Raw genomic sequence first — 11,678 nt, forward strand, 5'->3', positions numbered from 1 at the left:
TCTATAAATTTAATTACGCAACAAAGCCCAGGGACTCCTAACGCTTGGCCACTTTCATTCAAATCAGCTTCAGTGTTTAGGGCACAAATTTTATGTCGGGTGGTATAGCGTTATCGCCCGTTAGCAAGGCGTTAGTTTGCAAAGGAGATTCAAGTGCAATTATTTACTCAGCAAGTAGTTACAATAGGAAAAGTTACGCCCCAACATATTGAAATGTTGGGTACAGGATTTTTCATTTCAAAAAACAAAGTAGCGACTACGCGCCATGTAGTTGGAAACCAAAGCGAAGGTATTGTAATTCTTGCGCCGCATATTAATGATATTAATGATATTAATGCATATCAGGACACATCGGATAATCGTTGTCGACCAATACAAGCTCAAATAGTAGATATTGATCCGATTAAAGATTTAGCAATCTTAGAGATTGATGGAGAACTAACGGGAAAGCTTCCAGAAATTGGTGGTTTTGATGAGGTTAGTGTTTCAGAAGAGGTCGGTATTTTTGGTTTTCCACATAGTGTTGAAGGTCGAAGGGTTCTAACATTCCAAAAAGCTGAAGTGGGAGCTAAGGTTCTGCTTGATTCAAATGGCATTAAGAGCAAGCATGCTGTTATCAATATTCAATCACGTCCTGGGCAATCTGGGTCACTGGTGTTCTCACCGCGTCTCAATAAAATAGTGGGTATCTTGGTCGGTGCTTATGCTCCTGATAACAGTGGTGGTATTTCTCTAGGAGGGATTAATCCTAGAGAATTGCACCAAACAACACATTGTATATCTTCAGAATACTTAAGGGAGATGTTGTAATGGAATTACCGAATGCAAGTATTGATGAGTGGGTTTCTGAGCTTAAAGTTTATCAGGCTAATAGTATTAATCAGATGCTACAGGATAATGAGCCTGAAGAAGTCATAAAATTATGGTTGTCGGCTAATGGACCTAACACAACGATTCAGTTTGGGGGGGCTAGCGATTCACCGGAACCATTTTTCGATAGGTTTAAAGAAGAATTTAGAAAGTTTATTTGTGGTGATGCTGCATATAATAGTTTCCGCGAACAATTACAGTCTGAAGCGCCAATAGCAAAGGCAATGTACATCAGTATAATTTCTGCGGCACTGGGGGCTACGCTAGGATATGCGGCAACGTTACTAGCACCAGCAATCGCTATAATGCTTAATTTGGTATGCGTGATGGGTAAAAATGCGTGGTGTGAAGCAAACTAACAAACGACTATGGCGTCAATGACTAATTTTGGGCTGTATTTTCATCCCACATGGCGCCATCTTTCAGCATAGAGTTAAGGGGCACGTTTCACGGAGGAAACATGACAAGCGACCAACTATTGGAAAAGGCACTTTATAGCAGTGCCAGCATCCATCAACCTCATTCTTTAAAAGCTTAGTTGGCTGCGAATCATCTGAATGGATATTTCGCTAAATCAGACAATGTGTGGCTTAAAACGAGTGAGCTGATAGACCAAACTGAGATTGAAGTTTTAGGTGATTACTCTGCAACGGTGCAAGCACCGAAGTTTACGGGTCTCCCACGCAAAGGCGAACGTTTGCCTTTTGTTTCTCGGAATTTAATTGCAACAGTAAATGACACACAAACGTAGAGGTAGCGCACAGAAACGAAAACGGGGTTATCGCGATTACGTAATCATTGATCTAACCGATAGTGAGATAGTGATAAGAGGTCGATAATTCGTTGTCGGATCTAAATTAGAACTTTAAATCTAATTTCTAAGTAGTTGTTATCTCAGGAAGAGTTTTTGTGCTATGCGCCCCTATATTAAATACATTATCCCTATTTTAATTCCTTTCATTATCCTCGTAATGCCGCTATCAGCGTTTCCATTTGAAGGCCTCACGATTATTCAACAACGCGTTATCGCGATCTTTTTATTAGCGGCATTGTGCTGGGTGTTCGAGCCTATCCCGATCTACGCGACGTCTGTTGTTATTATCGTTCTGCAATTATTGATGTTGTCGGATAAAGGGCTGATCTTTTTAAGGTTTGATCATGGGCAGGAACATTTTGGTGAGTTGTTAAAATACAGCGATATCATGGCGACATTCGCCAGCCCAATTATCATGCTGTTTTTGGGCGGCTTTTTCTTAGCGATGGCCGCCACTAAGTATCGATTAGACGTAAACTTAGCCCGTGTATTATTGAAGCCATTTGGACAAGACCCAAAGTTTGTGATGCTCGGCTTAATGTTGATCACTGGTATCTTTTCGATGTTTATGTCTAACACGGCAACAACGGCAATGATGCTATCTATTTTAACGCCGGTACTGGCTGTGTTTGGCCCGAAAGACCCCGGTCGTATAGCGTTTGCGCTTTGTATCCCTGTTGCCGCTAACATCGGTGGCATTGGTACCCCGATCGGTACCCCGCCGAACGCTATCGCACTTAAATATTTAGTTGGCGATAACCTAATTACGTTCGGCGAATGGATGGCATTTGGTGTGCCGTTTGTCGTGATTATGATGGCGTTAGCGTGGTTTTTAATCGGCTTTATGTACAAAGCTGACCAAAAGAAAATCGAACTAAGTATCAAAGGTAAATTCCTTAAAACACCCAAAGCCATTGCGGTGTACGTCACTTTTGCGCTCACCATCATTCTTTGGTTAATGGGTTCAAGCCATGGCATGAACTCTTATACCGTCGCTCTGATTCCTGTTGCTGTGTTCTCTCTTACTGGGATCATCAATAAAGAAGACCTGAAGAAAATTTCTTGGGACGTATTGTGGCTTGTATCAGGTGGTATTGCGCTTGGTTTAGCTCTCGATAAAACTGGCTTAGCAAAGCTCGTGGTACACAGTATTCCGTTTGATGCTTACTCACCCTATGTGGTGTTGTTCGGAGCGGCGTTCTTGTGTTTGGTAATGGCAAACTTTATGTCTCATACCGCAACGGCTAACTTGTTAATGCCAATTATGGCGGCATTAGGTTCGTCTATGGCTTCACTCACGCCACTAGGCGGTGAGTTAACGTTAATTCTGGTTGTGACTTTTGCCGCTTCATTAGGTATGTCGCTGCCAATCAGTACGCCACCGAATGCGTTGGCTCATGCCACTGGTCATGTGCAAAGTAATCAAATGGCCAGAATCGGTATTATTTTGGGTGTGGTTGGTGTGCTACTGAGTTTTGTTATGGTGTGGCTGCTACATTCAATTGGTCATATAGGATAACGATACGTGTATCAACAAAAGTTAGAAGCATTGATCGATCGCTATTTTAACCACACAGAACGTCGGGTGACTTGCCGTGCTGGTAACACCATTATTGAACAATCAGCGTTAAACACTCGTTTATATTATGTGTTTAGTGGAGAACTGGAAGGGTTTTATACCGATACGAATACACCGCAAGTGCGAGTATTTAGCGCGGGCAGTGGGGCTTTTATAGGCGTTCATAGCTTCTTTTCAGGTAATTGGACAGCATCTTCAACGGTTGTTGCTAAAACCGATGTTGAGTTGGCGTGGATCGATAAAGACACGCCTGCAGAAGATGAAGGTAAATTTGGCCCTCTTACTGCACAGTTCACACCTGTGATTGTCAATGAGTTGTCGCGTCGTCAACGCCGCGCAACACAGGAAGCGATCGCGAAACAAAAAGCGCTAGAGAAGTTACATACTGCTGAGCAAATGACGACCTTGGGTCAATTGGCTGCCGGGATTGCTCATGAACTTAACAACGCCATTGGTGTAGTAAATAGTAAATCTGGTCGACTTGAAACGGTCATCATGGATCTGCTTGAAGAAGTGCATCCAGAAGCCAGTCAATTTTTCGATTTTGGGTTAATGCATGGTCAGAAAACGTCGTCGTCAGAAGCACGAACACGTGGGCGACAATTTGAAAGAAAATATGGTTTAGACAAAAACATTGCTCGCTCTCTTGCAAAGGCGATCCCAATTGACGCTTTATCTGCAACAGACGTTATTTCAAAGCATTGGCTGAAAAACCCAGAACAAGCGATTCGCTTTTGGCAAATGGGCTGTGATTTACATGATTTACGCTTGGCATCTAGACACACTGTCGGCATCGTAAAATCGGTTAAACAACTTGGCAGAGTTGATATTGACACCGAAGAAGCGGTTGATATTAACGACTCCATTAACCATGCCTTATCGTTGTTACAAAGTGAGTTACGTAGAGTGTCTGTGCGATTGAGCCCTGCGGATTTACCGTCTTTTAAAGGCTCGAAAACAGAGCTCGTTCAGATTTGGGTCAACATTGTAAAGAATGCTTGTGATGCAATGTCGAATTCAGACGATGCTGCAATAGAGATTCAAACCAGATTAAGTAAGAAAAGAATATTAGTTACGATCGCGAATAACGGCCCTGAGATAGACGAGGCGACTCGTAGAAAGGTATTTCAGCCCAACTTCACCACTAAAAAAGGTGGTTTATCGTTTGGATTGGGCTTGGGTTTATCAGTAGTTAAGCGGATTGTGGCAGGTTATGGCGGAAGTATCATTGTGAAAAGTGATGCTTCTAAAACGGTATTTAGAATCAAGTTACCAATAGAGGGTGAACATGGAGAAGCTTAATTTAATCTGTGTCGATGACCAGAGAGAAGTACTGAGCGCAGTGATACAAGATTTAGATCCGCTGGCGAGTTGGCTGAATATTGAAGATTGTGAATCAGCGCAAGAAGTGCTTGATCTCATTGATGAACTTGACGCAGAAGGCGAACACATTACCGTCATCGTGTCTGATCATGTGATGCCAGGGAAAACGGGTGTGGAATTACTCACTGAAGTGTTCCATGACAGCCGCTTTCCGAATACAAAGAAAATTCTTCTTACAGGGCAGGCCACTCATACTGATACCATCAATGCGATTAATGCAGCAGGTATTGACCGTTACTTTGAAAAGCCTTGGCAAGCAAGCACGTTAGTTGAATGCATTCGCACTCTTGTCACTGAGTACATATTTGATCAAGGGCTTGATTACACGGACTATCAGAATGAGCTCGACCAGCAGGTTGTGTTGAGACGCTTACGCTAGTCTCTTATGTTAGCGACTTACATTAGTCACTAATGTAAGTCGCTTAAAATTGTATGCACCGAAGGACGCTTTCCGAAGGTTTTTTTCTTTGAAAGATGTAATCTTTCGGTGCATATATTACCTATCTCTTTTAGTCGTTCAGGTTAAGTATTCAGTTATTAACACACTGGTTGCTGGCTTAAGTCTAAAACTCATACGTCAACGCCAACGCCGACCAAAATTGAAGTTAATGCATAGTCGTTATACACCACATGAGTGCCGTGCCTACCTACAGGTAACGCCAGCGGATGCATTGTGTTCTCTTCACGAACGATTCCTTGAACATGCAGCAGAGCCAAAATATGTCGCAGAGTATCAGTGTCGTCTGTTAGAAAAGTAAGTCGAAAGTATTCAAAAGTGATTCCTAATGCGTGGTATGTGGAGTTCGAAGTCAGATCGGTACTTACAACGTAAAGGACTAGGCTTTTCACGGCTTACTGCGTAATAATGCATTCGCCCACAAGTGGGGGTTTATAGTCAGTAGGATTTTAAAATGAGTGAGATTGCTCGCTTTATTTCTGGTGAAGTGCCAGACAAGTTTGGTCGAAATATAGAACAGTTATTGGCTTACAATCATTTTTGGTTGGAGCATGACCATAAGTACATTCAAGTATTCTTCCCAATCGATGAGGGAACTAAGTTTAATCAACATGCACCGTTGGTGACTCAAGAAGATAGGGTGCTTTTTGCTAATTCAGAAGCGCTTCGCACAGCTCATCTGCAAGTGCTTGACCTGATGCTTGAGTTTTGGGGAATGCAGCGAGACGGAAGTGAGATATCGTCATTGTTGCCACTTAGCCCAGCCAACCATGTATGGTTGAAGAATCACGACCATAACCAGCTTCGACTAACACGAGCCATTCGCAGTTTGTACTTGTTAGGCAATGAAGAGGTCGCAACTCGCTTATGTGACTTTCTAGTATCAGCGGCGAGCGAGACAGGCTCGGTGTCGGAGAAAACCGTTCAGTATTGGCGCAATGCCTTGGAAGGTTAGTTTTTTGTGCAGAGCTTTCAGCACTGCACATAATTGATTCTCAATGCGCGGCATTTTCGTAGGGTGCCGCTTTCTCTATATTCAACATTTGAATGCAATTTGTGGAATATATCAAAATCAATTAAATTGATGGTAAGTTATTACTTTTCATTATGTTAGGGTTCTTTCCTTCAGGTCAGAGGATTAGGGAAGAGGCTCGTGAAAAAGGGATTTGTGATAGCGATATCAATCGGCTTTGTTGCCTTCTTCCTCGTTGGTCGTGAGTTTCTGTGGTTCGGATCTAATAATTCCGAGTCGTTCCCTAAACTTCCTGATAGTCCCCAATTTGTTCCTTCTACCGAATTCGACGGTGAGTGGCTAGGCCGTCGCATTAACACCACTGGCAATAATATGTGTGAACGAACAACCATCACCGGATCCATTCGTGAGGGTAAAGCCACGCTAAGGCTTACCTACAACGGAACACCATTAGAAGGTTGGGTGACAGAAAGCGGTGACTTACGCCTATATGCCAAACATCGCCAATGGGATTATCGTTTTTCCGCACATGGCAGTAGCAATAGATTTGACGGCCGGTGGCACTTAACCAATGGCCCATGCCAAGGAATTTGGTTTATAGAAAAGGTCGATGGCAAGTAGGGCTGTTACTACAAGACGCTGTTTAAAATTGACCAGCATAAGGTTCTTTTAGGAGAGATAAGTGATCAGATTAATCGCCGTGTTCATTGTGGCTTTCGGGCTAGGCGCATATGCGAGCTTACATGTTTTGACAGACTATGTTGTGAGCATTAAAGACAGTCATAAAGCTGCGGTTCGACAAGGTTTTGAAACCTATAAATATGCCAATACAAAAGACCTTGCCCCATTAATTAAAACATCGAACTTGTTAGCTCGTTATAGTGCTTGTGAGTTAGAGGGAGATGAAGGCGATGCGATTGCATTAACCCTGTCTATTAACGCTATTTCCTTTGGGATGTTATCGAAGCAAGCGTCTGACCTCGATCAAGACACCTTTAGGACTGGTTTGATGATGTACGGAAAACTCAAAGACAACGAGAAAGCGTCTGCTCAGTTAACTGAAATACTTACTGCGTACTGTAAAGATAGTCTTCGCTATCTATACGACTGTGAAAAGCTTTCTAATTTGTTAGGCGAAGAATGGGATACACAATGGGAGGAAGTGAAACCAGAATGTACCTAAAAGTGATTCAACATATGCGGCATTTTGCTATGCCGTATTCAGATGTGATTTGAAAACAAAGGACACAATATGGAAGTAAGGTTGGTCAAAGGTTCAGATCCTAAGTTCGCTGAATCGATCACCAAAACGAATATGACGAATTACTACCAAGCTCGAGGTATCGCTTGGGGCCATAGTCAGTTTTTACGTAGCTGGGATGAGCTGGATAACTATGAGGCTTATGTAGGGGATAGTCGTATTGGTGTTATTCGCTTCAGTTACACCAGTGATACAACGTTTCTTAGGGACTTGCAGATATTAGCTGAATACCAAGGCAGAGGCTTTGGTTCTAAATGTTTGGATTTAGTGATTGAACATGCGAACAAGCAATCATCGACTCAGTTAGTGTTGCGCGTGTTCAGTGAGAATCCCGCCATTAAGCTATATCAATCAAAAGGTTTTACAAAGGTTTCTGAAGTTAAAGGGCTCGTTGAAATGGAGCTGCTTTTAGGATCATCATTGAGAGGGTGTCATGGATAACCGTATCCAATTAAATTTTGTTAAATACTTATTTTCAGAGTTGCTGTTTATTGTTATTGCATTAGGTCTTGTCTATTGGATATCAGACGGTGATCGTTCATTGCTACTAACCATAGGGCTGATAATTTGTGTTCCTCCACTAATCAAAATTCTAATGTTGTGGTGGAAGCTTCGCGATAGCTCATTTGAAATCACGAACGGTCACGTACGTTTAAATGGAGTTGCTTGTGATGTGACTTTACAGCGCAGCTTTCTTCCGTTGGAAATTGGCTCATTCATCAAGCTTTCCTACACAAAAGGTGCGATGCAAAAACGCAATATTTACCTTCCGAAAGGAGCCATGAGCCAAGAAGAATGGCAGCGTGTATTAGCGTGTCGAACATAGTTCGACAGCTTTAGTTTTTGTTGTGCGTCAGTTTGTATTTCGGATGCGGTTCGTGTGCTAGTATCGCCTTTTTTGCACCGAGCTATCTTATGAACAACGACCATTTCAAAGGCAAATATGAGGTTGAGCTGAAGTATCGACTTAGCTCTAAGTCTGAGTTCTTGAAAACTTTGAACCTAATTCCTCATGAAGTAATGCTGCAAGACAATCAGGAATGTGATTGGTATTTCGATAGCCCTGATAGAAGCTTACAGGCTCAGAACAAAAGCTTGTGTATTCGTACTATGGAGCCGTCGGGCATCAAACTATGGATCGTAAAAGGCCCAGAGTCTGACCGATGTGAAGCGACAAACATCACCGCTGCTTCGAATGCGAAGAGTATGCTTGAAAACTTGGGTTACGAAGTGATTCTAAAAGCGCAGAAAACTCGCAGTATTTACTTTGTTGGAGAGTTCCATATCACGGTTGATTCTCTTGCGGGTATCGGTGATTTTGCCGAATTTGCCATCATGACGGACGATGAATCTAAGTTGTCTGTGTATAAAAGTGAGCTTGAGTTGTTAGCCAATAAATTCGGGCTGACTCAATCGGCACTGCAAACTCAATCTTACAAACAGATGTTCGAAGAAATGAACGCATAGCACAGCGCTCAAGCGTCAGGGAAAGACTATGGACACCATTATCAAACAAGCCATCGAGTTGCGAAAAGAAGAAAAGTATCAAGAGTCGCGTGGCTTGTTGGCAACGCTACTCATTGATGAAAACTATGCGGCGAAAGCTCACTTGCAGATAGCTTGGTCTTACGACAACCAAGGTAAAGAACAGCAGGCTATCGAGCATTATTTGCTGTCTCTTTTGGGCGAACTTACTTCTACAGAACGCTTTGATGCGCTTTTCGGGTTGGCGAGTACTTATCGAAGTCTAGGGCTTTATGCAGAGGCTTTAGGCTATTTCGAACAGACGATGGCGGAGTATCCTGATTCCCTTGAAGTTCAGCCTTTCTACGCGATGTGTCTGTATAATTTAGGTCGCCATAAAGAGGCAACGTCTCTGTTGCTTGAGTTGTTGGTTTCTACAACCAATAGTGATGCGATCAAAGAGTACCAAAGAGCGATCTCTTTATATGCCCAAGACCTAGATAAAACCTGGTAACAGCCACGTATAAAGCTCCTTAACTCACATAACAAAAAGCCTAAGCATCAATGTGATACTTAGGCTTCAGATCATAGCTTTTGTTCGTTAGGGAAGCGTTACGCTGAAAGCTCTTTACGAACGATCTCTGCGCCAGCACTGAGCGCATTCAGCTTAGCTGAAGCAATGTCTCGAGGTAGGGGAGCCATGCCACAGTTAGTACAAGGATAGAGCTTGTCTGCATCAACATACTTAAGTGTTTCTCTTAGCGTGCTAGCCACTTCTTCTGGTGTTTCAATGGAATCGGTTGCCACATCGATTGCACCGACCATCACTTTCTTACCTCGTACCAGTTCAAGTAGCTCAAGAGGTACATGAGAGTTGTGACACTCTAAAGAGATGATATCGATATTCGATTGCTGCAGCTTAGGAAATACTTCTTCGTATTGGCGCCACTCGGTGCCTAACGTTTTTTTCCAATCCGTATTCGCTTTAATGCCGTAGCCATAACAAATATGCACTGCTGTTTCGCACTTAAGCCCTTCAATGGCTCTTTCTAAGCACGCGATGCCCCAATCATTCACTTCATCAAAAAACACGTTAAACGCAGGTTCATCGAACTGAATAATATCAACGCCTGCAGCTTCTAACTCTTTCGCTTCCTCGTTGAGGATCTTCGCAAATTCCCACGCCAGTTTTTCACGGCTTTGGTAATGCGCATCGTAAAGCGTATCTATCATCGTCATAGGCCCCGGCAGAGCCCATTTAATAGGTTGGTCGGTTTGCTGGCGTAAGAATTTCGCATCTTCGACAAAAACGGATTTCTGACGAGAAACAGGTCCAACGACTGTCGGTACACTTGCATCGTAACGGTCGCGGATTTTAACGGTTTCACGCTTTTCAAAATCAACGCCATTCAAGTGTTCAATGAAGGTCGTTACAAAGTGCTGACGTGTTTGCTCACCGTCACTCACAATATCAATGCCTGCTTGCTGCTGCTCGTGCAGAGAGACACGCAGCGCATCTTGTTTGCCGTCTGTGAGTTCATCGCCTTGCTGTTTCCATGGCGACCAAAGCGTCTCTGGTTGTGCAAGCCAAGACGGTTTCGGCAAACTGCCCGCTGTTGAAGTCGGTAATAGTGTTTTCATAATAATACTGCCTATCCTTGGGTGGTTTGAGAGCGCAATAGACGATTAAAGTGCGTAATTTGCCGACCAGTTCTCTAGAACTGATTGGTATGGCTTAATGAACTTCTCTTCTGCGAATTTACCTTGTTCAACAGCTAGCTGGCTTCGTTCTTCACGGTCGTACACGATTTGAGTTAGCGAGTGATCCAAGTTTTTCAAGTTTGGTTGGTAACAGTTGCCTGCAACCGCGTTCGCGTTGTAAATCTCAGGACGGTAGATTTTCTGGAACGTGCCCATGGTACTGATGGTGCTGATAAGCTCTAGGTTCGAGTAATCGTTCAATAGATCACCAAAGAAATAGAAAGCCAAAGGTGCAACACTGTTTGGCGGCATGAAATAACGAACCTGTAAGCCCATCTTCTTAAAATATTGCTCAGTTAAAGAAGACTCATTCGGTTGGTATTCAAAACCTAATACAGGGTGTTGGTTTTCAGTGCGGTAATAGGTTTTATTATCTGACACGCTTAAGCAAATAACAGGTGGTTTATTAAAGTTCTTTTTGTAAGCGTCAGAGTTAACGAAATATTTAAAAAGCTTACCGTGTAAATCACCAAAATCTTCTGGAATGCTGAATTTATCTTGGCCTTTATTATGATCCAATAGACGTACGCTAAAGTCATAATCTCGAACATAAGAAGAGAAGTTATTTCCGATAATGCCTTCAATACGCTCGTTAGTTTTACGGTCTACAATATTGGTTTTCAGCACTTCAATTGAAGGGAATGCTTCGCCGTTGCTTTCAATATCCATATCAACAGAAATGATTTCAAGCTCAACAGAGTAACGGTCGCCCTTCGGGTTGTCCCAGTGTGCTAACGCGTTGAAACTGTTATCGATCATTTGTAGCGCATTACGCAAGTTCGCTTGGCGGCTGTCACCGCGAGCCAGGTTAGCAAAGTTGGTTGTGATGCGCGTGCTGTCTGCAGGCTGGTAGTTTTCGTCGAGGCTAATGCTCTTAATCGTAAAATTAAATTCTTTATTCATGCTGATTTGGTATCCCAATTTGTTTTCTGACTCTCTCGGTCTTTAGTATTAAAACGGCTTTTATTTTTTGCTTGTGACCGGATTAAGAATCGAAGGCTATGCTGTCTGAAATTAATGCTTAGTAGAATTAATGTCGTATAAAGTTAATCGCTTAAGGTTTTTATACGTGGATAGGTTGACCATTAACAATGGTATTACTTCACATTCAACATG

The 11,678-nt window shown here is 42.7% G+C and carries 15 protein-coding genes and 1 pseudogene; 13 read left to right on the forward strand and 3 right to left on the reverse strand.

The window, feature by feature from the left end; genetic code table 11:
- Positions 1–153: 153 nt before the first annotated feature.
- The 6 genes and pseudogenes from A142_RS04100 (at position 154) to A142_RS04120 (ending at position 5,025) form a co-directional block, all read left to right on the forward strand.
- On the forward strand, positions 154–810 hold the full coding sequence (locus A142_RS04100) for a S1 family peptidase (RefSeq protein WP_019825893.1): 657 nt from the start codon (positions 154–156) through the stop codon (positions 808–810).
- Entirely contained in the window at positions 810–1,229 is a 420-nt protein-coding gene (locus tag A142_RS04105; RefSeq protein WP_019825895.1) for a hypothetical protein, read from the forward strand. The genes A142_RS04100 and A142_RS04105 overlap by 1 nt, the downstream gene beginning before the upstream one ends.
- A 101-nt stretch (positions 1,230–1,330) precedes the next feature.
- Positions 1,331–1,543, forward strand: a pseudogene (locus A142_RS25610) (hypothetical protein); the annotation flags it as partial.
- 241 nt (positions 1,544–1,784) lie between these two features.
- Positions 1,785–3,203 (forward strand): SLC13 family permease, encoded by a 1,419-nt coding sequence (locus A142_RS04110; RefSeq protein WP_019825899.1) that lies wholly within the window; start codon positions 1,785–1,787, stop codon positions 3,201–3,203.
- A 6-nt stretch (positions 3,204–3,209) separates the two neighbouring features.
- Positions 3,210–4,565 (forward strand): ATP-binding protein, encoded by a 1,356-nt coding sequence (locus tag A142_RS04115; protein ID WP_019825901.1) that lies wholly within the window; start codon positions 3,210–3,212, stop codon positions 4,563–4,565.
- A complete protein-coding gene (locus tag A142_RS04120; RefSeq protein ID WP_019825903.1) occupies positions 4,552–5,025 on the forward strand; it encodes a response regulator in 474 nt (157 codons plus the stop codon). The genes A142_RS04115 and A142_RS04120 overlap by 14 nt, the downstream gene beginning before the upstream one ends.
- A gap of 191 nt (positions 5,026–5,216) precedes the next feature.
- Here the strand turns inward: A142_RS04120 and A142_RS24925 are convergent, their stop codons facing one another.
- Positions 5,217–5,495: a hypothetical protein gene (locus A142_RS24925; protein WP_158008799.1), complete on the reverse strand. Its 279-nt coding sequence runs from the start codon at positions 5,493–5,495 to the stop codon at positions 5,217–5,219.
- A 62-nt stretch (positions 5,496–5,557) separates the two neighbouring features.
- Between A142_RS24925 and A142_RS04125 the strand changes: the two genes are divergently transcribed.
- The 7 genes from A142_RS04125 to A142_RS04155 all read left to right on the forward strand — a co-directional run bounded on the left by A142_RS04125 (position 5,558) and on the right by A142_RS04155 (position 9,315).
- Positions 5,558–6,058, forward strand: a complete 501-nt coding sequence (locus tag A142_RS04125) for an opioid growth factor receptor-related protein (RefSeq protein WP_019825906.1) — start codon at positions 5,558–5,560, stop codon at positions 6,056–6,058.
- A 198-nt stretch (positions 6,059–6,256) separates the two neighbouring features.
- Positions 6,257–6,697, forward strand: coding sequence for a hypothetical protein (locus tag A142_RS04130; protein WP_019825908.1), 441 nt, complete (start codon positions 6,257–6,259; stop codon positions 6,695–6,697).
- Between the two features lie 61 nt (positions 6,698–6,758).
- The gene (locus tag A142_RS04135) at positions 6,759–7,259 is read left to right on the forward strand and encodes a hypothetical protein (protein WP_019825910.1); all 501 of its coding nucleotides are present in this window, start codon (positions 6,759–6,761) and stop codon (positions 7,257–7,259) included.
- A gap of 69 nt (positions 7,260–7,328) precedes the next feature.
- Positions 7,329–7,778 carry a GNAT family N-acetyltransferase gene (locus A142_RS04140; RefSeq protein ID WP_019825913.1) on the forward strand — a complete coding sequence of 150 codons (450 nt, stop codon included), beginning with the start codon at positions 7,329–7,331 and terminating at the stop codon, positions 7,776–7,778.
- Positions 7,771–8,163: a hypothetical protein gene (locus A142_RS04145; RefSeq protein ID WP_019825915.1), complete on the forward strand. Its 393-nt coding sequence runs from the start codon at positions 7,771–7,773 to the stop codon at positions 8,161–8,163. The genes A142_RS04140 and A142_RS04145 overlap by 8 nt, the downstream gene beginning before the upstream one ends.
- Before the next feature lie 89 nt (positions 8,164–8,252).
- Entirely contained in the window at positions 8,253–8,804 is a 552-nt protein-coding gene (gene cyaB, locus A142_RS04150; protein WP_019825916.1) for a class IV adenylate cyclase, read from the forward strand.
- A 28-nt stretch (positions 8,805–8,832) separates the two neighbouring features.
- A complete protein-coding gene (locus A142_RS04155) occupies positions 8,833–9,315 on the forward strand; it encodes a tetratricopeptide repeat protein (protein ID WP_019825917.1) in 483 nt (160 codons plus the stop codon).
- A gap of 98 nt (positions 9,316–9,413) precedes the next feature.
- On the opposite strand, the gene A142_RS04160 is transcribed toward A142_RS04155, so the two are convergent.
- On the reverse strand, positions 9,414–10,442 hold the full coding sequence (locus A142_RS04160; protein WP_019825919.1) for a methionine synthase: 1,029 nt from the start codon (positions 10,440–10,442) through the stop codon (positions 9,414–9,416).
- 45 nt (positions 10,443–10,487) lie between these two features.
- Entirely contained in the window at positions 10,488–11,465 is a 978-nt protein-coding gene (locus tag A142_RS04165) for a DUF1852 domain-containing protein (RefSeq protein ID WP_029405689.1), read from the reverse strand.
- Positions 11,466–11,678: the final 213 nt, after the last annotated feature.

The organism is Vibrio splendidus 12E03, assembly GCF_000272105.2.
Classification (GTDB): domain Bacteria; phylum Pseudomonadota; class Gammaproteobacteria; order Enterobacterales; family Vibrionaceae; genus Vibrio; species Vibrio splendidus_I.

Coding starts and splice junctions, on each gene's coding strand:
- A142_RS04105 (WP_019825895.1), top strand. CDS start 810: ATGGAATTACCGAATGCAAGTATTGATGAGTGGGTTTCTGAGCTTAAA.
- A142_RS04110 (WP_019825899.1), top strand. CDS start 1,785: ATGCGCCCCTATATTAAATACATTATCCCTATTTTAATTCCTTTCATT.
- A142_RS04120 (WP_019825903.1), top strand. CDS start 4,552: ATGGAGAAGCTTAATTTAATCTGTGTCGATGACCAGAGAGAAGTACTG.
- A142_RS04125 (WP_019825906.1), top strand. CDS start 5,558: ATGAGTGAGATTGCTCGCTTTATTTCTGGTGAAGTGCCAGACAAGTTT.
- A142_RS04140 (WP_019825913.1), top strand. CDS start 7,329: ATGGAAGTAAGGTTGGTCAAAGGTTCAGATCCTAAGTTCGCTGAATCG.
- A142_RS04145 (WP_019825915.1), top strand. CDS start 7,771: ATGGATAACCGTATCCAATTAAATTTTGTTAAATACTTATTTTCAGAG.
- cyaB (WP_019825916.1), top strand. CDS start 8,253: ATGAACAACGACCATTTCAAAGGCAAATATGAGGTTGAGCTGAAGTAT.
- A142_RS04155 (WP_019825917.1), top strand. CDS start 8,833: ATGGACACCATTATCAAACAAGCCATCGAGTTGCGAAAAGAAGAAAAG.
- A142_RS04160 (WP_019825919.1), bottom strand. CDS start 10,442: ATGAAAACACTATTACCGACTTCAACAGCGGGCAGTTTGCCGAAACCG.
- A142_RS04165 (WP_029405689.1), bottom strand. CDS start 11,465: ATGAATAAAGAATTTAATTTTACGATTAAGAGCATTAGCCTCGACGAA.